General features: G+C 68.0%; 22 protein-coding genes and 2 pseudogenes. 8 read left to right on the top strand and 16 right to left on the bottom strand.

Translation table 11 applies throughout. The annotated features are described in order from the left end of the window. Positions 1–174: 174 nt before the first annotated feature. The 4 genes from AC4OR5_RS09860 to AC4OR5_RS09875 all read right to left on the bottom strand — a co-directional run bounded on the left by AC4OR5_RS09860 (position 175) and on the right by AC4OR5_RS09875 (position 4885). On the bottom strand, positions 175–1425 hold the full coding sequence (locus AC4OR5_RS09860; RefSeq protein ID WP_058160451.1) for an OprD family porin: 1251 nt from the start codon (positions 1423–1425) through the stop codon (positions 175–177). 172 nt (positions 1426–1597) lie between these two features. After that, positions 1598–2611, bottom strand: coding sequence for a 4-hydroxythreonine-4-phosphate dehydrogenase PdxA (locus AC4OR5_RS09865; protein WP_058160450.1), 1014 nt, complete (start codon positions 2609–2611; stop codon positions 1598–1600). Further along, entirely contained in the window at positions 2608–3567 is a 960-nt protein-coding gene (locus AC4OR5_RS09870; RefSeq protein WP_003113699.1) for an amidohydrolase family protein, read from the bottom strand. Before AC4OR5_RS09870 ends, AC4OR5_RS09865 begins: the two co-directional genes overlap by 4 nt. Next, complete coding sequence (locus tag AC4OR5_RS09875) at positions 3560–4885, bottom strand: MFS transporter (RefSeq protein ID WP_023126002.1); 1326 nt, start codon at positions 4883–4885, stop codon at positions 3560–3562. The genes AC4OR5_RS09870 and AC4OR5_RS09875 overlap by 8 nt, the downstream gene beginning before the upstream one ends. A 266-nt stretch (positions 4886–5151) precedes the next feature. Between AC4OR5_RS09875 and AC4OR5_RS09880 the strand changes: the two genes are divergently transcribed. The 8 genes from AC4OR5_RS09880 to AC4OR5_RS09915 all read left to right on the top strand — a co-directional run bounded on the left by AC4OR5_RS09880 (position 5152) and on the right by AC4OR5_RS09915 (position 12394). After that, a complete protein-coding gene (locus AC4OR5_RS09880) occupies positions 5152–6165 on the top strand; it encodes a Bug family tripartite tricarboxylate transporter substrate binding protein (protein WP_043103171.1) in 1014 nt (337 codons plus the stop codon). Positions 6166–6192: 27 nt separating this feature from the next. Then, entirely contained in the window at positions 6193–6723 is a 531-nt protein-coding gene (locus tag AC4OR5_RS09885) for a tripartite tricarboxylate transporter TctB family protein (RefSeq protein ID WP_004349699.1), read from the top strand. Then, positions 6720–8240, top strand: a complete 1521-nt coding sequence (locus AC4OR5_RS09890) for a tripartite tricarboxylate transporter permease (protein WP_003089051.1) — start codon at positions 6720–6722, stop codon at positions 8238–8240. Before AC4OR5_RS09885 ends, AC4OR5_RS09890 begins: the two co-directional genes overlap by 4 nt. Positions 8241–8307: 67 nt before the next feature. After that, positions 8308–9255: a LysR family transcriptional regulator gene (locus AC4OR5_RS09895; protein ID WP_003110998.1), complete on the top strand. Its 948-nt coding sequence runs from the start codon at positions 8308–8310 to the stop codon at positions 9253–9255. Between the two features lie 81 nt (positions 9256–9336). Beyond that, a complete protein-coding gene (locus AC4OR5_RS09900) occupies positions 9337–9813 on the top strand; it encodes a hypothetical protein (protein WP_003089049.1) in 477 nt (158 codons plus the stop codon). Positions 9814–10111: 298 nt separating this feature from the next. Further along, the gene (locus AC4OR5_RS09905; RefSeq protein ID WP_003089047.1) at positions 10112–10918 is read left to right on the top strand and encodes an ABC transporter substrate-binding protein; all 807 of its coding nucleotides are present in this window, start codon (positions 10112–10114) and stop codon (positions 10916–10918) included. A gap of 80 nt (positions 10919–10998) precedes the next feature. Further along, complete coding sequence (locus AC4OR5_RS09910; RefSeq protein ID WP_003110997.1) at positions 10999–11715, top strand: amino acid ABC transporter permease; 717 nt, start codon at positions 10999–11001, stop codon at positions 11713–11715. A 1-nt stretch (position 11716) separates the two neighbouring features. Further along, complete coding sequence (locus tag AC4OR5_RS09915) at positions 11717–12394, top strand: amino acid ABC transporter permease (RefSeq protein WP_003089043.1); 678 nt, start codon at positions 11717–11719, stop codon at positions 12392–12394. A gap of 15 nt (positions 12395–12409) precedes the next feature. Here the strand turns inward: AC4OR5_RS09915 and AC4OR5_RS09920 are convergent, their stop codons facing one another. The 12 genes and pseudogenes from AC4OR5_RS09920 to AC4OR5_RS09975 form a co-directional block, all read right to left on the bottom strand. After that, a complete protein-coding gene (locus AC4OR5_RS09920) occupies positions 12410–13294 on the bottom strand; it encodes a DUF1911 domain-containing protein (protein WP_058160449.1) in 885 nt (294 codons plus the stop codon). Between the two features lie 125 nt (positions 13295–13419). Beyond that, positions 13420–15015, bottom strand: coding sequence for an EAL domain-containing protein (locus AC4OR5_RS09925; RefSeq protein ID WP_025324923.1), 1596 nt, complete (start codon positions 15013–15015; stop codon positions 13420–13422). An 88-nt stretch (positions 15016–15103) separates the two neighbouring features. After that, the gene (locus AC4OR5_RS09930) at positions 15104–15979 is read right to left on the bottom strand and encodes an NAD(P)-dependent oxidoreductase (RefSeq protein WP_058160448.1); all 876 of its coding nucleotides are present in this window, start codon (positions 15977–15979) and stop codon (positions 15104–15106) included. Between the two features lie 5 nt (positions 15980–15984). Next, the gene (locus AC4OR5_RS09935; RefSeq protein WP_031640608.1) at positions 15985–16329 is read right to left on the bottom strand and encodes a putative quinol monooxygenase; all 345 of its coding nucleotides are present in this window, start codon (positions 16327–16329) and stop codon (positions 15985–15987) included. Further along, the gene (gene curA / locus AC4OR5_RS09940; protein ID WP_023107929.1) at positions 16326–17363 is read right to left on the bottom strand and encodes an NADPH-dependent curcumin/dihydrocurcumin reductase; all 1038 of its coding nucleotides are present in this window, start codon (positions 17361–17363) and stop codon (positions 16326–16328) included. Before curA ends, AC4OR5_RS09935 begins: the two co-directional genes overlap by 4 nt. 130 nt (positions 17364–17493) lie before the next feature. Beyond that, positions 17494–18078 carry a TetR family transcriptional repressor CurR gene (gene curR / locus AC4OR5_RS09945; protein ID WP_003124682.1) on the bottom strand — a complete coding sequence of 195 codons (585 nt, stop codon included), beginning with the start codon at positions 18076–18078 and terminating at the stop codon, positions 17494–17496. Between the two features lie 153 nt (positions 18079–18231). Beyond that, positions 18232–19485 carry a cyanide-forming glycine dehydrogenase subunit HcnC gene (gene hcnC / locus AC4OR5_RS09950; RefSeq protein ID WP_058160447.1) on the bottom strand — a complete coding sequence of 418 codons (1254 nt, stop codon included), beginning with the start codon at positions 19483–19485 and terminating at the stop codon, positions 18232–18234. Between the two features lie 2 nt (positions 19486–19487). Next, the gene (hcnB, locus tag AC4OR5_RS09955; protein WP_003089027.1) at positions 19488–20882 is read right to left on the bottom strand and encodes a cyanide-forming glycine dehydrogenase subunit HcnB; all 1395 of its coding nucleotides are present in this window, start codon (positions 20880–20882) and stop codon (positions 19488–19490) included. After that, entirely contained in the window at positions 20879–21193 is a 315-nt protein-coding gene (gene hcnA, locus AC4OR5_RS09960; protein ID WP_003113684.1) for a cyanide-forming glycine dehydrogenase subunit HcnA, read from the bottom strand. The genes hcnB and hcnA overlap by 4 nt, the downstream gene beginning before the upstream one ends. Before the next feature lie 201 nt (positions 21194–21394). Beyond that, positions 21395–21949, bottom strand: coding sequence for a ClpP family protease (locus AC4OR5_RS09965; RefSeq protein ID WP_058160446.1), 555 nt, complete (start codon positions 21947–21949; stop codon positions 21395–21397). Positions 21950–22106: 157 nt separating this feature from the next. Continuing rightward, positions 22107–22262 (bottom strand): annotated as a pseudogene (locus tag AC4OR5_RS09970) (low affinity iron permease family protein); the annotation flags it as partial. A gap of 9 nt (positions 22263–22271) precedes the next feature. After that, positions 22272–23402, bottom strand: a pseudogene (locus AC4OR5_RS09975) (carboxylate-amine ligase); the annotation flags it as partial. Between the last annotated feature and the right edge of the window lie 149 nt (positions 23403–23551).

Consider the following 23551-nt stretch of genomic DNA (forward strand, 5'->3'; position numbering starts at 1 on the left):
TTCTTGTTGTTGTTCGACGCGGAGGCGGCATGGCCGCTTACGTTGGGCCGACTGTAGCCAGGCCGCTCCCGCGCGGATAATCACTTCTGCGCATTCATCGATAACCCCAGGCAATACCTTTTCACCAATCAGCCAATCGCCGGTTATCGGGCAGCAGCGAGAACGGCCCTGCGCTCAGAGCAGCGGCAGGGAATACGAGAGGATCAGGCGGTTCTCGTCGACATCGGCGGCATGGTTGGACCGCAGCATGGCGTTGCGCCAACGCAGGCCGAGGTTCTTCAGCGGGCCGCTCTGGATCACGTAGGCGACGTCCACGTCGCGTTCCCAGGCGCGGCCGTCGTCCATCGCCTTCGTCCGGGCATGGGCGCCGCTGGCGTAGCGGGCCATGGCGGTCAGCCCGGGAATGCCCAGGGCGACGAAGTCGTAGTCGTAGCGCAGTTGCCAGGAGCGCTCGCCGGCGCTGGTGAAGTTGCGCACCTGGATGTCGTTGACCAACGGCGTGCTGGTGCCGGCGATGTAGAGCATCCCGTCGTCGCCGTACATGCGCTGGTAGCCGGCGCCGAGGCTGTGGCGGCCGCGGGTCGCGCTGAAGAAACCGGTCAGCGCGCGATTCTCCAGATCACCGAGCTTCGTGGCACCTTCGTCACGCGTGTCGAAGAGCCCGACGCTGGCGCCCAGGCGCCAGCCGCCGAAGCTCTGCTTGTGGCTCAAGCTGTAGTAGTCCTGCCGGTAGATGTCTTGCAGTCGCGCCTGCCACAGCCCGACCTGGCTGCGCTCGGCATTGAAGCGGTACTCCGCGCCCAGGTAGTCGAAACGGTCGGAGAACACCCCGCCGCGCCCATCCACCGAGAGGTCCTGGTGGTCGCTGGAGTTGCGCTGGCTGAGCGAACGCATCTGCCCGCCGTGCAGGGTCAGGCCGGCGATTTCCCTGGAGGTCAGCATGCCGCCCTGGAAGGTCTGTGGCAGCAGGCGGCCGTCGTTGCGCAGGAGGATTGGCAGTTCCGGCAGCAGTTCGCCGAGTTTCAGCTCGGTATTCGACAGCTTCAGCTTCGGCGCCACGCCCAGTCGCGCGTAGTCGTCCGCTGCGCGTCCGTCGGCGTGGCGTGGCAGCAGCCCGGAGCCGGCACGATCAGGGCTGCTGTCGAGCTTCAGGCCGAGCTGGCCGAGCAGCTCGACGCCCAGGCCCAGGGTGCCCTGGGTATAGCCGGATTTTGCCTGTAGGAGAAAGCCTTGGGCCCACTCCTCCTGTTTCGACTGCGCCGCGCCGGGCTGGCGGAAGTCGCGATTGAAATAGAGATTGCGCAGGCCGAGGCTGACGCTGGCGTCTTCGATAAAGCCCTCGGCGCCGGCGAGCGACGGCAGGCCGGCCAGCAGGACCGGGGCGAGCGAGGCGGATTTCAGCAGGTTCGGAGCGGAACGGGTCATTGTTGTTTTTCCTTTTCCCAGGCCGAAGCGAGCCGTGGAGCGCTGCGGCTCCAGGCGATGTGTCTCTCGTCGAAGGTGCGACGCCTCCTGCCCCGCCGCGACGGTACAGGGAGGCGCCAGGGAGCGCGTTACGAAGGTGCGGCGCTCTGGTTGTCGCGTCGCATGCAGGCGATCAGGCTTTGCGCCTGCCCATCCGGCAGGCGATCTCGAACGCCTGGCGGGTGGCGCCGACGTCGGCCCTTCCCTGCCCGGCGATATCGAAGGCGGTACCGTGGGCCGGCGTAGCGATGGGGATCGGCAGGCCGCCCTGGACGGTCACGCCGCGGGAGAAGCCCATCAGCTTGATCGCGATCTGCCCCTGGTCGTGGTACATGGTCACCACCGCGTCGAAGGCACGGGCGTCGCCCTGCACTTTGAGGAAAATGGTGTCGGCGGGATACGGGCCGTCGGCGGCGATCCCCTGTTCGCGCGCCTTCTGCACCGCCGGAGCGATGATGTCCAGCTCCTCGCGGCCGAAGCTGCCGTTGTCGCCGTTGTGCGGGTTCAGTCCGCAGACGCCGATGCGCGGCCGCGTCAGGCCGCTGCGGCGCAGCGCGTCGTCGATCAGGCGGATCGCCTCCCCTACCCGCTCCTGGCTGAGCAGGCCCGGCACCTCGGCCAGGGCTACGTGGGAGGTCACCCGCGAGGTCCAGAGGTCGTCGAGGACGTTGAACTCGCAGAACGGGCCGCCGAACCCCAGGCGCTCGGCGAACCAGTGCAACTCGTCGCTGTGGTCCATGCCGGCCATGTGCAGCGAGGTCTTGTTCAGCGGGCCGAAGAGGATCGCGTCGGTCCTGCCGCTGCGGGTCAGTTCGAGGGCCAGCGCGAGGGTTTCCAGGCTGTAGCGGCCACCGACGGCGCTCGCTTCGCTGCGTGGGAACTCGTCCCCGCCCTGGCCGAGCCAGGGATGCAGCAGTGGCGTGGCGTCGGCGAAATCCAGGGTCTCCAGCGCGTCGATGCGTCGGTAGGGGAATTCGCAGCCGGCGATGCGCATGCCGCGGCGCATTTCCGCTTCGTCGGCGATCAGCACGATGTGCGCCTTCTCGCGCACCTCGGTGTCGGCCAGCAGGCGGGCGATCAGTTCCGGGCCGATGCCGGCCGGATCGCCCAGGACCATGGCCAGTCGCGGTAGGGATGGAGCGTTCATGGGGAAGTCCTCGGGTCGGGCGACGCCTGCTGCAGGCGCACGGTGTCGGGTACGGTGCGGTAGATGCGCCGCGCGTTGCTATGGAAAAGCCGTTCCTGGTCGGCGTACGGCAGGTCGGCGACGATGCGTTTGAAACCGCCATAGATGTCGTCGAACGAGCCGCACAGGCTGTCCACCGGGAAGTTGCTGGCGAACATCGCCCGCTCGACGCCGAACAGGGCGATGCTTTCGCGGACGATCCAGGCGTTGTCCTCGACGCTCCAGCGCCGGCCGGCCTGGCCGATGCCGGAGATCTTCAACGCCACGTTGGGGCATTCGGCGAAGCGCGCCATGGCCCGTTGCCAGGCGGCCAGCCCCTCCTCGCTGCGATCGGACGGCAGGCCGGCGTGGTTGAGCACGATCAGCGTATCGGGGAAGTCGCGCGCCAGGCATGCGGCCTCGGCGAGGTTCCACCAGGGTGTCTGCAGGTCGAAGTGCAGGCCGTGCCGGGCCAGTTCGGCATAGCCGCGACGCCAGCGCTCGTCGCTCATCAGGCTGCGCAGCTCGCCGACCTGTTGCGGGCGTTGCGGACCGCCGGGCTTGTGGCGGACGCTGCGGACCCGTGCGAAGCCCGCCTGCGCCGCCAGCACCTCGGCGGCGTCCGGCGCGTCCAGCCAGGCCTGCGCCACCACCGCGTGGGGCGCGCCATGGCGTTCGGCGAGGTGATGCACGAAGCGGGTTTCGCCGAGCGGATCGCGCGGGTCCCACTCGGTTTCCACGTAGACCGTCTCGACCACCCGGTGTGCGCCGACGTCGCCGAAGTAGTCCGCCGGCAGGTAGCGGCGCTTGATCGCGCTGTAGTCGCCGTAGCGGAACGGAATCTTGGCGTCCTCCGCGAGCCAGGGGTGGTAGTTCGCCTGCGGGTCCCAGAAATGATGATGGGCGTCGACGATCGGCCCGTCGTACAGCTCAGCCATGCTTTGCCTCGGTCTTGTCCAGGGAAATCAGCAGGGTGCCGGCGATGAAGGCTGCCGAGCAGAGGGCGAAGAAGCCCAGCACCGCGGCATATCCGCCCAGGTGTTGCAGCAGCAGCCCGACCAGGATCGGCACGGCGATGCCGCCGAGGCTGCCGGCCATGTTCATCACCCCGCCGACCAGGCCGACCCGGGCCGGAGCGGCGAGCAAGGCCGGAAAGCTCCAGTACAGGCTGCCCCACATCAGGAAGAAGGCGGTCAGCGCCAGCAGGGTCACGGCGGCATAGGCATCTTCCAGGCTCGGCAACAGCAGGAAGGCTACCAGCGCCGCCAGGCCCGAGACCGTCAGCAGGCCCTTGGCCGCCAGCCCGCGGCGCACGCCCTTGCGGATCAGCAGGTCGCAGAGGAAGCCGCCGACCAGGGAACCGACGGCGCCGCAGAGGAAGATGACGAAGGTCGCGGCGCCGATACCCTTGATATCGAAGCCGCGCGCCTGCGCCAGGTAGCTAGGACCCCAGGTCAGCAGGCCGAAGAACACCATGGCCCAACTGGCGCGGCCGAGGACGATCCCGACCAGGGAGCGGCCGACGATGCCCAGTCTTCCGCCGGCCTGGCAGTCCGCTTCGGCGAGCGGGGTGTTGCGGTCGGCGTTGATCCGGTCCAGCTCGGCGGCGTTGACCCCGGGATGCTCGGCCGGGTCGTCGCGCAGGTAGTGCCAGGCCAGCCAGGCCATGGCCAGGGTGGCGATGCCGGCGATGAAGAAGGCGCTGCGCCAGGAGCCGAGCACGGCGATCAGGTAGGCGATGACCAGTCCGCCGAGAGCGACGCCCAGCGGCCCTCCGCAGTCCATCAGCACGGCGCCGCGGCTGCGTTCGCTGGAGCCCAGCCACAGCGAGTTGAGCTTGCCGCCGGAGGGAAACAGCGGCGCTTCCGCCGCGCCCAGGGCGACCCGGGCGAACATCAGCGACAGGCCGCCGCTGGCGAAGGCCGCGAGGGTCTGGAAGGCTCCCCAGAGGCCGGTGGACCAGCCGATCACCCGGCGCGGGCCGTAGCGGTCGATCAGCCAGCCGCCGGGAATCTGCAACAGCGCGTAGGCCCAGAAGAAGCTGCTGAGGATCAGCCCCTGCATGCTCGGCGTGAGCTGGAATTCACCGGCGATGGTGGGCATGGCGATGGACAGCGAGACCCGGTCGACCAGGTTGATCACCGTCAGGGCGAAGACGATGGCGAAGATGCGCCAGCGGACGTTGCTGGGTTTTGCGGCAGTGGCCTTGTCCTGGGCAGGATCAGCCTGGAGCACGGCGGTCTGTGCCTGAGCCATGGGTCGTACCTCTTTTATTGTTGTTCTTGTGCTGCGGAACTGGGTTGGCAGGTCCGGCAGGCCCACTATCCGGCTTTCCATCGATAACCGTCTAATCAAAGCTGCTCATACGGCCATTTCCTACGGTTATCGCTTCAGGTATCCGACATCCGCTTCCACTCATAACCCCAGGCTATCGGTGTATGCCTTATTTTGAGTGGACGCTTATCGGTGCGCTTCGCACACTCCGCTCTACCCATAACAACAATGACAACCAGAGGTCCTCCATGCGTACCGCATATGCGCGCTCCGTCCCCTCCTTCCTGGCCGCTTGCGCCCTGCTCTGCTGCACCGCCCTGCCCGCCCTGGCGGCTGCCTGGAAACCCGAAGAGAACCTGGAGATCGTCGTCGCCGGCGGTCCCGGTGGCGGCACCGACCAGCTCGCCCGCCTGGTCCAGTCGGCGATCAGCCAGAACAACCTGCTCGACGTCAACACCGTGGTGCTGAACAAGGGCGGCGGCAACGGCGCCGAAGCCTTCCTCGACCTGAAGCTGGCCAAGGGCAACGCGCACAAGCTGGTGATCGGCACCAACAATGTCTACCTGCTGCCGCTGGTGGCCCGGCTGGGCTACCAATGGACCGACCTGACGCCGGTGGCGGCGGTGGCCGAGGACGACTTCATCCTCTGGACCTACCAGGCGGCGCCGTGGGCGGACGCCGCGGCGTTCCTCGCCGATCTGAAGAAGGACGCGGCAGGCATGCGCTTCGGCGGCAGCCAGTCGAAGGACGTCGACCAGACTCTAAGCCTGCTGCTCGGCAAGCAGGTCGGCGGCAAGCTGACCTACATCCCCTTCAAGAGCGGCAGCGAGGCGTCCATCCAGTTGGCCGGCAGGCACATCGCCGCCAACCTCAACAACCCGGCGGAAAGCCTCAGCCAGTGGCGCGGCGGCCAGGTCCGGCCGCTCTGCGTGTTCAGCCACGAGCGCATGATCTACACCGCCAAGGTCGCTGCCGAGCAGTCCTGGGCGGACATCCCCACCTGCCACGAACAGGGCCTGGGCATCGACCAGTACCGCTTCCCGCGCACCGTGTTCCTGCCCGGCGGAGTCAGCGACGAGCAGCGCGCCTTCTACGTCGAGTTGATGCGCAAGGTCAGCCAGACCGCCGAGTTCAGGGACTATGTCGAACGCTCGGCGCTGGCGCCGACCTTCCTCGCTGGCGAAGACCTGGTGAGCTACATCGAGAAGGACCGCCAGCGCGTCATCCCGCTGTTCCAGGAAGCCGGCTGGCTTCGCCAGTAACCCACGTAGCGCGACCAGGAGACGAACATGTCCAGCTCATCCGATGCGCCGCTGGTCGCCACCCGCTGGGTGGAGATCGGCCTGGCGCTGTTCACCGCCGCGCTCGGCGCGATCGTCATGTACGGCAGCCAGGATATCGGCATCGGCTGGGGCGACAGCGGCCCCGAGGCCGGCTATTTCCCCTTCTACATCGGCCTGCTGCTGAGCGCCGCCAGCCTCGGCAACCTGCTCTTGGCCCTGTGCCGCTGGCGGGCGCTGGGTACCTCGTTCGTCGCCCGCACGGCCTTTCGCCGGGTGCTTGCGGTGTTCCTGCCGATCGCCGCCTACGTGGCGGCCATGCCGTTCGCCGGGATCTACCTCGCCTCCGCGTTGTTCATCGCCTGGTTCATGTGGCGCGACCGTAGCCGCGACAAACCCTACGGCGTGCCGCTGATCGTCACGCTGTCCTGCGGCGCGGCGCTGGCCAGCTACCTGGTCTTCGCCGTCTGGTTCAAGGTGCCGCTGGATGCCGGAATACTGGCCGACCTCGCGGCCTTCGTCGGGAGCGCCAGGCCATGAGCGAATTCGATTCCCTGATGCAGGGCATGAGCCTGGTCCTCAGCGCCCATCACCTCGGCCTGATGGTGATCGGCGTGCTGCTCGGCATCCTGGTCGGCGTGCTGCCGGGCCTCGGTGCGCCGAACGGGGTGGCGCTGCTGCTGCCGCTGACCTTCAGCATGTCGCCGGTGTCGGCGATCATCCTGCTTTCCTGCATGTACTGGGGCGCGTTGTTCGGCGGCTCGATCACCTCGATCCTGTTCAACATCCCCGGCGAGCCGTCGTCGGTGGCCACTACCTTCGACGGCTACCCGATGGCGCGCAACGGCCAGGCCGGCGAAGCGCTGACCGCCGCCTTCACCTCGGCGCTCCTCGGGGCGCTGGTCGGCGTGCTGCTGCTGACCTTCCTGTCCACCCATATCGCTCGCTTCGCCCTGGCGTTCAGCTCGCCCGAGTTCTTCGCCGTCTACCTGCTGGCGTTCTGCACCTTCATCGGCATGAGCCGCAACCCGCCATTGAAGACCCTGGTGGCGATGACCATCGGCTTCGCCATGGCCGCCGTGGGCATGGATACCGTGTCCGGCGACCTGCGCCTGACCTTCGACCAGCCCTGGCTGCTTTCCGGGCTGAGTTTCGAGGTGGCGGTGATCGGCCTGTTCGGCATCGGCGAGATCCTCTGCACGGTGGAGGAAGGCCTGGTGTTTCGCGGCGAGCGCGCACGCATCACGCCGATGGTGATCCTGCGTACCTGGGCCAGGCTGCCGCGCTACTGGCTGACCTGGCTGCGCAGCGCGCTGGTCGGCTGCTGGATGGGCGTCACTCCGGGCGGCCCCACCGCCGCCTCGTTCATGAGCTACAGCCTGGCGCGGCGCTTCTCGAAGAACCGCGAGAACTTCGGCAAGGGCGAGGTGGAAGGCGTGATCGCTCCGGAGACTGCCGACCACAGCGCCGGCACCAGCGCCCTGCTGCCTATGCTGACGCTCGGCATCCCCGGCTCGGCGACCGCCGCGGTGATGCTCGGTGGCCTGATGATCTGGGGGCTGCATCCCGGGCCGACGCTGTTCGTCGAACAGCACGACTTCGTCTGGGGCCTGATCGCCAGCATGTACCTGGGCAACGTGGTCAGCCTGATCGTGGTACTGGCGACCGTACCGCTGTTCGCCTCGATCCTGCGGATTCCGTTCGCCATCGTCGCGCCGATCATCGTCATGGTCTGCGCCATCGGCGCCTACTCGGTGCACAATGCCATGCTCGACGTGGTCCTGATGCTGCTGTTCGGCGCGCTCGGCTACCTGTTCAAGAAACTCGGCTACCCCATCGCCCCGCTGGTGCTCGCTGCGGTGCTCGGCGACAAGGCCGAGGACGCGTTCCGCCAGTCGATGCTGTTCTCCGACGGGCAACTCTCGGTGTTCTGGTCCAACCCGCTGGTGGCCAGCCTGACCGGCGCGGCGCTGGCGATGCTGCTCTGGCCGTTGCTGGCGCGGTGCGCCGGGGCGCTGTTCCGGCGGGGCCGGCGGAGTCTCCGGCATGCCGCCTGAGCCTGCGTCTGGCGGCGGGGTGGATTTCTTGTCACCCTGGGTCTCCCCGCCGCCAGCGAGATACGCCATGTCCCGGATTCCCGACGCCAGCATCATCCACAGCCGCCTGCGCCTGCGCCAGTTGCGCCTGATGCTGGCCCTGGAGGAACTCGGCTCGCTGCGCCGCGCCGCCGACGAGATCGGCATGACCCAGCCGGCGGCGACCAAGATGCTCCACGAGGCCGAAGACCTGCTCGGCGTCGAGTTGTTCGAGCGCTTGCCGCGCGGCATGCGCGCGACGCCTTTCGGCGAGACGCTGATCTATTACTCGCGGATGATCTTCGCCGAGCTGTCCGGGATGCGCGAGGAACTGGTTGCCCTGGAATCCGGCAACCTCGGCCGGGTCACCGTCGGAGCGATCCCGGCGCTGGCCTCGAGCCTGCTGACGCGCACCATCGCCACCCTGAAGCAGAGTCATCCACGGCTGTCGATGAGCATCCAGGTGGACACCAGCGACGTGCTGGTCCAGGCCCTGCAACAGGACCAGCTGGACGTGGTGCTCGGACGCATCCCCAGCGGCGCGCGCACCGACGACCTGGTGTTCGACAGCCTCGGCGAGGAAGAACTCTGCGTGGTGGTCGGCGCGCAGAACCCGTTGTCGCAGGCACGCAAGCTGGACTGGGGCGAGTTGCAGGAGCTGACCTGGGTGTTGCAGCAGCACCCCAGCCCGATGCGCGGGATCGTCAACCAGGCCTTCCACAATGCGCGCATCGACCTGCCGAGCAGTATCGTCGAGACCACATCGATCATGACCCTGCTCTCCCTGCTGCAACAGACCGACATGATCGGCATCACTCCACGCTCGGTGATCGAGGACTACCCGGGCAAGCACCTGCTGGCGATCCTGCCGATCCAGCTGGAGCCGCGCCTGCCGCCCTACGGCCTGATCACCCGACGCAACCGGGTCCACTCCTCGGCCATGCAGACCTTCGTGGCCAGCGTACATGCCGAACAGGCGCGGCACCTGGCGAAGTGAGCGGCACTAGCACAAATGGGCTAATAGCCGCGAGCCGGCTGGACCTCTAACATCCTGCGGCATTTCAACGGAGTGAATGCCATGCCCTCGATCAAGCCCTTCGGTCTCGCCCTGCTCGTCCTCGGCCTCAGCGCCTGCGCCTCCCTCGGTCAGTCGGGGAATCGCGACAACGAGGTCAAGGTCGCCGCGCAGAAGCTCATCGGCCAGCCCGCCGGCAAGGCCTTCGAACTGTTCGGCAAGCCCGACCAGGGCCTCGGCCCTTCGTCCTACGGTAGCGGCGGCTTCTACGCCTGGAACCGCGTGCGGACCCACATGGGGCCGGACAAGGTCTTCATACAGACCGGCACCGAGTACGTCGGCCAGCGCGAGACCTGGGTCGGCGTCGGTGGCCAGGGGGTCGCCGGGATGGCGCCGGTGAGTAGCGAGGCGGTCTATCGCAAGACCGGCTACTACGAGAACGAGACCATCCTCGACTATTTCTGCAGCATCACCCTGTACACCGACAGCCGGGACATCATCACCAACGCCAGCGTGATCGACTGCCGGGACAGCCGCTGACGGGGCCGCCGGGCCCCGGCCTTGCTTCTCGACGACGAAACCCCGACGCGGAAGCCCTGCGGATCATGGCGTTACGCTATCGTTTTTTATTTCCTTGAATCCTTGTTTTCATGCCTCTTATTTCGTATGGAAATAAGATAGATCGATTCATTCTTTTCTCCCGACCCTTGGCCCCTGCCAAACTCCCTTCGCCACGGGATACCCCCGCGCCGACATGGCGGCATTCCCATCCGGAATGTCCGCCCCACATTGCAAGGCCCTGATCGTCGATCGCGGCCGACAAGGAGCTGGAACTTTCATGAAGAAACTCCCCGCCATCACCGCCCTCGCTCTCGCCCTGATCTCCGGCCTGGCCCAGGCCGACCGCCTGGAGGACATCCGCAAGGCCGGCGTATTGCGCGTCGCGTCCTTCGACAGCAACCCGCCGTTCGGTTTCGTCGACGCCAAGAGCAAGCAGATCGAAGGCCTCGACGTCGACTATGCCAAGGCCCTGGCCGACAAGCTGGGCGTCCGGCTGCAAGTGCTGCCGACCAACCCGGCCAACCGCATCCCGCTGCTGACGGCGAACAAGGTCGACCTGGTCCTGGCCAACTTCACCATCACCCCGGAGCGTGCGCAGCAGGTGGACTTCAGCATCCCCTACTTCTCCTCCGGCCAGCAGTTCATCGTCAAGAAAGGCACCCTGACCTCGCCGGAAGTCCTCAACAAGTGGCGGGTCGGCGTGGACAAGGGCACGGTCAACGAAGGCGTGCTGCGCGAGAAGTTCCCCGGGGCCAAGGTCATCGCCTACGACGACACGCCCTTCGCCTTCACCGCCCTGCGCAACGGCCAGGTCCAGGCCATCACCCAGGACGGTCCGAAGCTGATCGGCCTGCTGGCCAACGTGCCCGACCGCGACAAGTACGAAGTGCCGCCCTTCACCATTTCCAACGACCTGATCGGCGTCGGTATTCCCAAGGGCGAGAAGGCCCTGACCGAGTTCGTCGACAAGAGCCTGCGCGAGCTGGAGCAGGACGGCCAGGCGCAGAAGATCTACGACACCTGGTTCGGTCCGCAGACCAAGACCCCGCTGGCGCGCCTGTACAAGATCGGCGACAAGAGCTGAGCGGCCCGCTTCGCCCGCACGACCCGCGCGCCTCACTTCGCTGAGGCGCGTTTTTCGTTCTACCCGACGGAATCCCGCACATGTTCGGCGAACTTCTCGCCCCGCAGTACCTGCGCTGGTTGCTCGACGGCTTCCTGCTGACCCTCGGCCTTGCCCTGCTCAGTTGCCTGCTCGCCACCCTGATCGGCGCCCCCCTGGCCATCGCCCGGCTGTCGCGCCGGCGCCTGCTGTCCTGGCCGGCGCGCGCCTACCTGGCGCTGTTCCGCAATACCCCGCTGCTGGTGCAGCTGTTCTTCTGGTACTTCGGCGTTCCCGCGCTGCTGCCGGAGGCGCTGGTGAGCTGGCTGAACACGCCGCACGAGACGCCCTTGCTCGACTGGCCGTCCTTCGAGTTCCTCGCCGCTGCCTGGGGACTGACCCTCTATACCTCGGCTTTCGTCGCCGAGGAGTTCCGCGCCGGCATCGCCTCGGTACGCCCCGAGCAGCGCGCCGCCGGCCTCGCCCTGGGGCTGACCCAGCGCCAGGTATGGCGCGTGGTGGTGCTGCCGCAGGCCCTGCGCACGGCCCTGCCGCCGCTGCTCGGGCAGTACATGAATGCGCTGAAGAACTCCTCGCTGGCGATGGCCATCGGCCTGGCCGAGCTGTCCTACGCTTCGCGCCAGGTGGAAACCGAGACCTTCAAGACCTTCCAGGCCTTCGGCATCGCCACCCTCCTCTACATCGGCGCCATCGCCCTGATCGAAGCCTTCGGCCAGGCGTTGCAGCAGACCCGCCGCTATCGCCAGGGAGGTGCCTGAGATGGATTTCTCGGTCATCTCGGACAACCTGTCCTACCTGCTGCTCGGCGCCTACCCGGACGGCCCGCTTGGCGGAGCGGCGCTGACCCTGCTGCTGGCGTCGCTCTCCGGACTGGCTTCGGCGGTGCTCGGCCTGGTCCTCGGCGTGGCCCTCGCGGTGCTGCCCGGCAAGCCGCGCCTGCTGCTGGTGACGTTGCTCGGCTTCTTCCGCGCGATCCCGGTGCTGATGCTGATCTTCTGGACCTACTTCCTGCTGCCGATCGTCTTCCATGTCGACGTACCGGCGCTGGCCACCGTGGTCTGCGCGCTGTCGCTGATCGGCGGCGCCTACCTCGCCCACTCGGTGTACGCCGGCATCCACAGCCTCCCCGCCGGACAGTGGGCGGCCGCCCGCGCGCTCGGACTGCGGCCGTGGCAGGTGTTGCGCCTGGTGATCCTGCCGCAGGCGCTGCCGGTGATGCTACCGTCCTTCCTCAACCAGTGGGTGTCGCTGATCAAGGACACTTCCCTGGCCTACGTGATCGGCGTCGGCGAACTGTCCTTCGTCGCCACCCAGGTGAGCAACCGGGTGATGGTCCACCCGACGGAGATCTTCCTGTTCGTCGCCCTGCTCTACTTCCTGCTCTGCACCAGCCTCGACCTGGCCGCCGCGTTCCTCGCCCGCCGCCGGCGGGCTTGAGCGGCGGCGGGCGGCTCAGGCGTCGCCGCGCGCCCGCGCGTAGTCGACCAGGTCGCCGAGGTAATGCGGCGAGGCGCGCAGGACGCCATCGTCCCAGCCGTAGAGCACGCCCAGCGCCGACACCTCCATGGCCCACCAGCCCCAGGCGTAGGGGCCGGTCAGGCGGCGGGTCTTCTTCTGCGCCTTGGGGGAAAGCTGGAAGAACTCCCGGTACTGGCTTTGCAGGTAAGGCGCCAGCGCCTGGGCGTCGCTGCCGTCCGCCTCTTCGAAGAACGCCTGCAACTGCCCGAACGGCCGTGGATGGAAGGTTTCCTCGCTGGCGGAAGTCAGGCCGAGGGCGGCCGCGCCGAGATAGTCGAGCAGGCGGTCGGTATCGAATTGCAGGACCTCCTCGACCAGCGCCGGGATTAGCTCCTGGGCGTCGAGCAGCACGCCCATGGCGAGCAGTTGCAGCGCGAACGGGTACTGGCCGGTGCGCGGCGCCAGGGCCGGCGCCGTCTCGAAGTCGACCTCGCCCTGCTCGCGCAGGCTGTCGCGGGCGGCGCCGAGCAGCCGGCTGTAGTCCAGCCACAGCGCGGCGGTCTCCAGGTAGATGGAACGCAGTTCGGCGCCGGCCAGGCCCCGGTCGATGGCCTTGAGCAGCAGCGTACTGGCGTTTTCCGCGGCCTGGCCCCAGGCCCAGGCGTTTTCCAGGGCTGCGTGCCCTTGCGCGGCGAATGGCTGGCGATAGCCGTGGCTCCGGGAAAACCTGTCGAGCGCGGCGATCAGTTCGCGCCAGTCGGCTTTCCAGTCGGCGAGGTCGATGTTCCTTCGCGGCGCCCGGTCGGTGCGGGCCAGGTTGCGCCATAGCGGCAGGGCTTCGGCGAGTCGGTTGTCCAGGGTGAAGGGGAATGCGTGCATGGCGGCCTGTGGTGATCGCGGCCGTTTCCGGCCGATCCGTGCGATCCGGAGTGCGGCCGTCCAGGCCGCGTCCGGTATGGACGGCCGATGCTAGCGCAGCGCGACGCCCCTGCGAAAGGCCCGCCCTAGCGGCCCGTCGGCTGGTTCCGGTAGTAGCCGAGGAAGGCCTCCAGCGGCAGTGCCTTGCCGAAATGCCAGCCCTGGCCGAGGGCCTCGGGCGAGCGGCGCAGCACGTGGTCGGCCTGGGCCTGTGTCTCGATCCCTTCGACGACCACGCCGATCTCCAGGTGCTCGGCCATCGAGCAGAGCTTGTCGAAGATCAGTTCGACGGCGCTGCTGTCGCCGATGGACTGGGTGAAGACCTTGTCGATCTTGATCGCGTCGACCGGCAGGTTGGCCAGGTAGACCAGGTTCGAATGGCCGGTGCCGAAGTCGTCCACGTAGATCTGCAGGCCGAGTTCGCGCAGGCGGTTCATCCCGGCCAGCAGGCAGCCCTGGGCCTCGGTGGTGCGCTCGGTCAGTTCCAGCGCGACCTGTTCCGGGCGCACGCTTTCCCTGGCCATCTGGCGCATGGCGAAATCGATGAAACCGGGGTCGGCGATGTCCTTGCCGGTGACGTTGACACTGACGTAGAAGCTCCGCTGCTCCCTCAGCAACGGCCCGAGCTGCTTCAGGGCGCGGCGGAAGACGAAACGGGTCAGCAGTTCGATGTCGCCGCTCTCCTCCAGGGCGCCGATGAAGACATCCGGGGAAACCCGCCCCAGGCTGCTATCGGTCCAGCGCGCCAGGGCCTCGACCCCGGCGCAGCGGCCGCTGGCCAGGCGCACGATGGGCTGGTAGTGCACCTCCAGGGCCTCGCGCTTCAACGCGCGCAGCAGCCTGGCCGGCAGTTTTTCGTCGTTGAGGAAGCCGAACAGGTAGCTGAGCAGCAGCATGACGCCGAACAACAGCCCGCCGCCGATCGCCGCGGCCATGGCCGCGCGTCCGGGCTCGGTGCCAAGCAGGCCGCGTTCACGGAGAAGGGAGACCACGCAGATGTCCTGCGTCGGGTCGCACAGGCTTATCTGCCGGGCGCCGATGAAGCGCGGCCAGCCGGGCCGGCCGAGCGCCTCGAGGGGCTGGTCGTCGTCCCAGGCGAAACGGTGGTAGATGTAGTCGCCGCCGCGGCTGACGGCCGCCGCCGAGATGCCCGGGTCCGGGTGGTCGACATCGAAGTAGGCATGCGGGGCGATGAAGAGGATGGCGTTGCCGCGCCCGACCAGGCCGGAAGGCAGCATCTGCAGGGGCAAGGGCATGCCCTCCGACCAGAAGCGGGTGCCTCTGGCGTCGATCCGGTCGGGCGCAGCCAGCCCCCACGGCGATCGTAGCCGGCCGCGGACGCCGGTACAGACGATGCGATTGCCGCTGACCCGGCCGACGTCGCTCATGAAGCGCGATTCGAGCACGATGGAGCGCAGCGCCTCCAGGTCCTGGTCGCTGCAGGCCGCGGGGCCGCCGGCGTTCATCTCGTGGAGCATCTGCTCGGCCGCGGAGGAAATCTCCAGCGCCCGCTCCAGGGCCATTTCGGTGTAGGACGCCAGGTGCGCCCCGTCGTGCTGGCGATCCAGTTCGTTGATCACGAAGATCCCGCAGACACCGCCCACCAACGACGTGGTGAGCAGTATCGGCAGGATCCGCCGCCAGTTGATCCGGCCCGCGGCAGCCGTTTCACGCTCGGACATACCTTCTTCCCGTCAAAAGAGTTCATGGAAAGCACGCCAGATTGCCGAACAGCTTCACGGGCCCTGCCGGGCCGTGCGCAGAACCTTTTCAGATTTGTCCCGATCGTGACAACGCTACCTTCGCCAGCGCCGTCCAGTCCGATTCCCCGTCGCCATGGGCGATGGCTTCGAGCAACACGTCGTGCAACAGGCTGGCCAGCGGCAGCGGCACGTTGTGGCGCTTGCCGGCGGACAGCGCCAGGTCGACGTCCTTCAACCCGAGGACCAGGCGGAACCTGGCCGGGGTGAAACGCTGCTCGACGATCTGCGGGCCGTAGTTGCGATAGACAGGCGCATCGAAAAGCGTCGAGGACATGAGCTCCATGAACCGGCCGGGCTCGACGCCCAGGCGCTTCACCAGGGCGACGCTTTCGCCCATGCTTTCGATGGCGCTGGCGATCATGAAGTTACCAGAGATCTTCACCGCCATTGCCCCGCGCGGGTCTTTTCCGAAAAACCATGTCTTCTGTCCCATAATTTCCAGCAGCGCCTTGACTTGCTCGATGGCTTCCTCCGGACCGCCGACGACGATGTTCAGCTTGCCGGCCTCGGCCACGTCGGTGCGGCCGAACACCGGCGCGGCGACGAACGCGAGGCCCTGGCGCTGGTGCGCCTGGTCGAGCGCCTCGACGCAATCGAGCGACAGGGTCGACATGCTCAGGTGGATGAGACCCGGCCTCGCCCGTTCGAGCGCGCCGCTGTCGAGCAGCACGGCGCGAATCGCCTGGTCGTCCGCCAGCATGCTGATGACCACGTCGAGGCCGAACAGCTCGCCGACCTCCTCCGCCCTGGCAGCGCCCAGCGCCACCAGGGGCTCGCAGGCCGCCGCGGAACGGTTCCACACCGTCACTTCGAGTCCCGCCTGCACCAGGCGGGTGGCCATGGCGGCGCCCATGCCGCCCAGGCCCAGAAATCCGACTTTCATCCGTTTCACTCCTCGTGGGGTCTTGTAGGTTCCGGATCTACCGGAGACAGGCTGGCCGCTGGCAGTTCCTCGAGAAGGAACACCTGGCGGTCCGCCAGGAGATCGGCGACGGCCTCGGTCATCGCCCTGTAGTGCGGCATCCGTCGGTGCCGCTCGATGGCGTCGCGGTCGGCCCAGCGTTCGACGAAGACGAAGCGCCCGGCCTCGTCGAGGCTCCGGTGCAGGACGTAGGACAGGCAGCCGTCCTCGGCCCGCGACGGCTGCACGCAGGCCAGCAGCAGCCGCTCGACCTCCGCCGCCCTGCCCTCGCGCGCCTGCAACAGCGCTACCACGCGGATCGCCTGGTTCATGCGTCGGCTCCGACGCGCACCACCAGCTTGCCGAAATTGCGTCCCTGGAGCAGGCCGAAGAAAGCCTCGGGGGCATTCTCCAGGCCGTCGACCCGCTCTTCGCGGTACTGGATGAGGCCGTCGGCGAACCACTTCGACATGTCGCGCTGGAATTCATCGTAGCGATGGCCGTAGTCGTCGAAGATGATGAAGCCCTGCACCTTGATGCGCTTGCGCAGGATCGTGCCCATCAGCGCCGGCAAGCGGTCCGGCCCGGGGGGCAGCTCGGTGTCGTTGTAGTGGGCGACGATGCCGCAGACCGGGATCCGGGCCTTGGCGTTGAGCAGCGGGAAGACGGCGTCGAAGACCTTGCCGCCGACGTTCTCGTAATAGATGTCGATGCCGTCCGGGCAGGCCTCGGCCAGTCGTTCGGCGAAGTCCGCGGCATGGTGGTCGAGGCAGGCATCGAAGCCGAGCACCTGCACGGCGTGGCGGCATTTTTCCGCACCGCCGGCGACGCCGACCACCCGGCAGCCCTTGAGCTTGCCGATCTGTCCGACGGTGGCGCCGACCGGCCCGGTGGCGGCGCCCACCACCAGGGTCTCGCCGGCCTGGGGCTTGCCGATGTCGAGCAGGCCCATGTAGGCGGTGAAGCCGGGCATGCCGAGCAGGCCCAGGGCGTAGGACGGATGCTCCGGCGACTCGCCCAGGCGCGCCAGGCCGCTGCCGTCGGAAAGCGCGTAGTCCTGCCAGCCGTTGGCCGAGAGTACCCAGTCGCCGACCTTGAACCCGGGATGGTTCGAGGCTTCCACCCGGCTGACCGTGCCGCCGACCATGACCGCGCCGAGTTCCACCGGCGGCGCGTAGGACGGCGCGTCGCTCATCCGTCCGCGCATGTAGGGATCGAGCGACAGGTAGACGGTGCGCAGCAGCAGTTGCCCTGCGCCGGGCTGCGGGAGCGGGACCTGCTCGATGCGGAAGTTATCCCGGGTCGGCGCGCCGTGGGGGCGCGAGGCGAGGACGATGCGGCGGTTGACCTGCGTGGATTGGGACATTTCCAGACTCCTCTGTCTGACGCATGTGACGAACGGTTCATACCGTGCGCGGGATAAATTAGACCAGTCGACTACTGACGGGCCGAAAAAATACCCGCCTCTCGCGGGGCGGGTATTTCCTGGCGGTACCTCAGATTTCCAACAGGCTGCGGGTGGTCTGCATGGCTGTCTCCAGCGGTCCCGGGCTGCGGTGCAGCTTGCTCAGCAGGCTCGCGCCGAGCCACAACTGGTACAGCGCGCTGGCCATGTGCCGGGCATCGCAGGGCGCGAGGGAGCCGTCGTCGCGGCCCTGCCCGAGGCAGCCGACCAGGCGTTCGATGATCCCGTCGGAGCCGTCGCGCAGGGTGATGCGCATGCTTTCCGAAAGGTCCGCGACCTCGGCGCTGAGCTTGACCACCAGGCAGCGCTGCTCGTCGCAGGGCGGGCAGGCGTTGTCCAGCCACTTCTGCCAGTAGCTCATCAGTCGTTCGCGGGCATTCAGCCCTGGCGCGGAGAAGCGTTGGTCCATGTCCGCCAGGTAGACGCGGAAGTAGTCCTCCAGCAGGGCCTGGCCGAACTGTTCCTTGGATTTGAAGTAATGGTAGAACGAGCCCTTGGGAACGCCCGCGGTCTGCAGGATTTCGTTGAGGCCGACTCCGGAGAAGCCTTTGACCGCCATGATCCGGTATCCGGTGTCGAGCAGATGCTGGCGGGTGTCGTCGTAGCTGGTTTTCATGGGGCGCACGGTAGCCTGAATTAGACCAGTCGTCTAGAGGCGGCTCGGAGCCATGAGCATAGCGCCGACGGCAGGCTCGCCGCCCTCGGCAAGCGGGCGGAACGGACGCCGGTCCGGCGCCCGCCCCGCTCCGCGGGTTTCCGCCAACCTGAGCTAGCAGGCCGCGACCGCTACCGCGGCGCGTTCCGGCTGGAAGCGCGCGGCGAGGAACGGCGCGATGTCCAGCGGCAGCGTCTCTTCGTGGACCAGCCGGTCGAGCAGCACCCCGGTGATCGCCGAGGTGAGGATGCCGGTGCGGAAATGCCCGCAGGCGTTCAGGTAGCCCTCCACCTCCGCCACCGGACCGAGAATCGGCAGTTCGTCCGGCGAGCCCGGGCGCAGGCCGGCCCAGGTGCGCTTGAGGTTGACCTGTTGCAGCTCCGGCACGCAACGCACCGCGCCCTGCACCAGGCCGGCGATTTCCGGGAAGGTGTTGCTGACGTCGAAGCCCTTGTCCTCGGTGGTGCTGCCGATCAGGATCTCGCCATTGTCCTTCTGCGCCATGTAGCAGTCGCTGGTGGTCAGGCAACCGTTCAGCAGTCGTGGCATGCGCTCGGTGAGGACGATCTGGCCCTTCACCGGCTTCACCGGGATGCGCCGGCCGGTGGCCAGCTCGCTGAGTTCGGCGGCCCAGGCGCCGGCGGCGTTGATCAGGGTCCGGCAATGCAGCACCCCGGCATTGTCCGTGCGCACCCCGCTGATCCGCCGGCCCTGGCGCAGCACGCCGGTGACGTTGCTTCCCAGCAACAGCTCGACGCCGTTCTGGCGCGCCGCCTCCAGGTAGGCGTCGGCCAGGCGGAACGGGCTGACCTGGTGGTCGCAGAGGAATTCCAGCGCGCCGTGGGCCGCGTGGCTGACCGCCGGCTCGGCACGACGCAGTTCCTCGCGGTCCAGCCAGCGTACCTGCTCGGCCAGATGCGGGATCTGCGCCACGATATGCTCGGCGTACTGGCGATCCTCGTCGTCCTGGATCACGTATTTCAGGCCGGTGCGCTCGAACTTGAAGTCCATCCCGTGGCGTTCGATCAGTTCTCGGTGCAGTTCCGGGTACAGCGCGTTGGATTGCAGGGCGAGGTCGAAGAACGCCGGCGGCAGGATGTGCGGCGTGCTCGCGTCCACCGCCACCGCCGCGCCCTGGGCCTCGCGCCGGTTGCGGGAGGACATCATGCGGAAGAAGATCACCCCGCAGCCCAGCCCCACCGATTCGCCGATGGCCCAGAGGCCGCCGGCCGAGGCGCGGGTGGCGTTGCCCGGTCGCTTGTCGTCGACCACGGCGATGCGCAGGTTGCCGCGCCTGGACAGTTGGTAGGCGCAGGACGCGCCGATCACGCCGCCGCCGGCAATCACGATGTCATAGGTTCTGTTCATGTTCAGGCTTCCGTACCGAGGTTCTGGAATGCGGAAAACGGGATCGGATCGATCGGGAAACGCGGCCGCAGCCAGCCGACGTCGTGGCGTCCGGTGGCGCGGCGCAGGCGATCGCTGCAGTAGCCGATGCACATTCGCCCCTGGCAGTCACCCATGCCGGCGCGGGTGCGCATCTTCAGCCCGGCGATGTCCTGCACGCCCTGTTCGAGCGCGCGCTCGATGTCGCCACGGGTGACCTGTTCGCAGCGGCAGATCACCGTATCGGCCCGCGCCAGTTCGACCTGGCGGGCGCCGCGCTGGGTGTAGCGCTCGACTCCGGCGCGGAAGCGCTTGATCGCCTCCAGCCGGGCGAGATGGGATTCTCGGCGTTCGATGGCCTCAGCGGGCGCGATGGCCTCGCGTTGCAGGAGGATCGACAAGGCCGCGATGCGCCCGCCGATCATCGCCGCCTCGCCGCCGCGGATACCCGCCATGTCGCCGGCCAGGTGGATGTGCGGTTGGCTGCTCTGCTGCCAGACGTTGCACTCCGCGCGCAGGTATCCGTCGTCGCTGAAGCCGTGCTCCAGGCCCAACTGCTGGCTGAGCTGGGTGCGCGGGATGAAGCCATAGCCGACCGCCAGGGTGCTGGCCTTCACCGGTCGCGCGTTTTCCAGGTCGGGCCGCCACTCTTCGTCGTAGGGCGCTACCGTCACTTCCGTCAGTTCCCCCTCGCCGCTGGCCTCCACCACGCCCCAGCCATAGTGCAGCGGAATGCCGTTGAGCTTGAGATAGCCGAGCATGCTCAGGCCGTCGAGGAACAGTTGCGGCTTGTTCAGCAGCGCCAGGCTTTCCCTGGCCATGCGGCCGAACGCGCAGGCCTCGTAGACCCCGGCGACGCGAACCCCGGCCGCGTGCAGTTGGCAGGCTACCAGTGGCAGCAGCGGGCCGCTGCCGGCGATCAGGGTATCGCCCAGGGGCTTCACCACGCCGCTCTTGATCTGCAATTGCAGGCCGCCGAGGAGCATCACCCCGGGCAGGGTCCAGCCGGGGAACGGCACGCTGCGCTCATGGCAGCCGGTGGCCAGGAGCAGGTGCGAATACTCCACCTCGTGCAGCCGTTCCGCCTCGTCGAGGACCATCAGGCGCTGGCCGTCGCCACCGACCACGCGGCTGTTCAGGCGCAGGTCGATGTGCCCGGCGCAGGCGGAGAAATCGCGCCGCAGTTTTTCCAGCATCCGGGTGTAGCGCGCGCCGAGGTAGGCCGGATCGACGCCGGCCCGCAAGGGGCCGCGATAGACCACCCCGCCGGGACGCGAGGCCTCGTCGAAGAGGACGCAGGGGACCCCGCGCCTGGCCAGTTCGATGGCTGCGGCCATGCCGGCCGAGCCGCCGCCGACGATCACCGGGCGCAGGTTCATGGCCGTTCCTCCTGGTCGAAGCGGTTGCTTTCGGTTTCCACCCGCATGCCCGGCCGGACGACGGTCTGGCAGGCGCGGCGCTTGGGCCGGCCGTCGATGGCGACCAGGCAGCAGTGGCATACGCCCATGCCGCAGAAGGCGCCGCTGGCCTGGCCATGGTCGTTGCGCGCGAGCCGGCGCAGGCCCACGGCATTGAGCACGTTGAGCACGGTCTCGCCGGCCGCCGCCGCGACGGGCTGGCCATTGAGATGGATGGTCATGTCTGCCCGCGAGAGGGGCTGGATATCGTGTTGGCGTTCAAGAAGGTGCATTGCCCTTTCATCCGTGAGAGAGAGAGTCGGGAGCCGGCGACACTAGGAGTCGGGCCGGGCGCGGACATTGATCCATGACAGGCGGGTACCTTCCCCTGCCAATTCTGGTAGGTGAGGTGCAGGCGTTCGCGCTGGGGGCGGTCGCCCGCCTCGCCTACCCTCTTCCAGCACCTCGCGCGCCGACTCGAAAGGCTCCCGGGATCAGGAGTGGACGCTCCACTGGCACGCGGCGGCGGGCATCGGCGAGTCGTCCAGCGTGTGGATCAGGCCGCAGGCCAGGGCGTCCTCCGGGCCGAGGAAGCGTGGGTAGGCCATCAGGTAGCGCGGGATGTCCAGGCGTTCCGGCGCCCCACGGGTGTTCTCGGCGACGATCCGCGCGTACAGCTCCAGGTCGTAGTCGAGGCTCGTCGCGTATTCCGCCATCCGTGCGTGGTCCACCGCGCCATGCAGGGTCCAGTGGAAGGGATGGAACAGGAACTTGCTGTGGGTGCAGGCGCTGCGTCGCTCGCCGGCGAGGAACAGGATGTTGCCCATCGACTCGACGGTGCCCAGGTTGTGGGTGTGTACCGGCACCGGCAGCGCGCGCAGGAAGTTGTACAGGGTAAAGCCGTAGCCGCATTCCCCGCCCATGGTGGCGATGTTGATCCGCAATTCCTCGGCCTCCTGTTGCAGGGCCTTGGCGCAGGTGCTGATCAGGTTGCCGCAGGTGGACGAATTGATCGCTCCGGTGAAATGGATGATGTGCTGCTTGGACATGCTCGCCTCTCTTTTCCGTATAGGTTCCTCGACGGTCTGCATGGGTTTCCCTACAGAGGATTGCCGCGCCTGCGCCGCGAGCCATCGGCGCGACGAATGGCAGTGCCGGCCAGGAAGCAGACGCGATGAGCGCGCGGCTGTCTTGCGCAGGCAGGCTTCAGGCGTCGCGCTGTCGTTCCTCGCAGGCGCATTCGCGGGCTTCTTCGCTGGCTACGCCCGGCGGCGTATCGCCATCCCGCTCACCCATCGGCCGGTAGCGCTCACGCAGTTCGCGCAGGTCGTCGAGTCCGAGCAGCGCGTTGTGGGCGCGCTTGCCGGCCGGACCGGCCAAGGCCGGCTGGAGATTCTCCTCCAGCAGTTCTTCCACCAGCCGGCGCAGCGCCACATGCCGTTCCTGGCCCGCTGCGCGCAATGTCTGGTAGCGCCGCAACTGGCGACTGGCGGAGGTCTCTCCGAGCAATCCACGGGCATGCTCGTAGGCCCACTCGTTGCCCTGGCGGGCCTGCGGCCGGCACTGCCGCCAGGCCATCTCCAGCCAGACCCCGGCACCTACGCAGCGGCCGCCGACGAGATAGCGGCCGGCGCAGCCGTAACGCAGCGCCTGCCAGTAGTTTTCCTCCAGGCAGGCGTCGCGCGCGACCGGCAACGCACGCGGGTCCGCGCCCAGCGCTTCGCCCACCAGCGCCCTGAACAGCCCGGCCAGGCTCAGCGCGTCGGCCAGGCGCGGGCAGGCGTCGCAGATACGCAGCTCCAGGGTCGGCACATGGGATGACGGCCGGATCATCCACCAGACCTGGCCATCCTCGCGGAGGCAGCCGGCCTCGCGCAGCAGCGCCAGGTGCCGGCGATAGGCGTCCTCGTCGGGCAAGGCGGGAGGAATGTTCATCCTCGGCCACTCGCCGCACAGCGCCCGCCGATAGCTCGCCAGGCCGCTGCGCCGGCCGCCGCGGAACGGCGAGGACGCGCTCAATGCCAGCAGCAGCGGCAGCCAGGGCAGCACGCGCTGGAGCACGGCCATGCGGTCGTGGCTCGGCGGTATCTCCACATGCACGTGCAGGCCGCAGACCAGGCTGCGCCGGGCCACCCGCCCCTGGTCCTCGAACAGGCGGGCGAAGTGCGCCGCCGGGTTGCTTCGCGCCCGCCGCCAGTCGGCGAAGGGGTGGGTGCCGACACAGAGCGAGCGCAGGCCGAAGTCCATGGCCAGATGCGCCAGGCGTTGCCGGGCCTGCCCGTGGAAGCGCGCGGCCTCGGCCAGCGTGGAGAACACCGGGCTGGCCACCTCGACCTGGCATTCGAACATCTCCTCGGCGAAATGCTCGCCGAGCGTGTCGCGGCAGGCCGCGACGAATCCGGCGGGCGCGGAGCGGACGATGTCCAGGTCGGAGGCATCGAGCAGGAAGAATTCTTCCTCGATGCCGAAGCGAAGGCCGCTGGCGGCCAGGTCGTGGGTCATCGGTGCAGCTCCCGGGGATTGTCTCGGGAAGACGCCGGAGTGCCGTCGAGGTTCGTTTTTTCCGCCGTGAGGTTCCCCGGCGCGCCGCCGATCCCGCCAGTGAAACCTTTTTTCCCGCGCCCCACTCGCAGCGTTATGTGCGGTCGCCC

This window comes from Pseudomonas sp. YA1 (assembly GCF_058680555.1).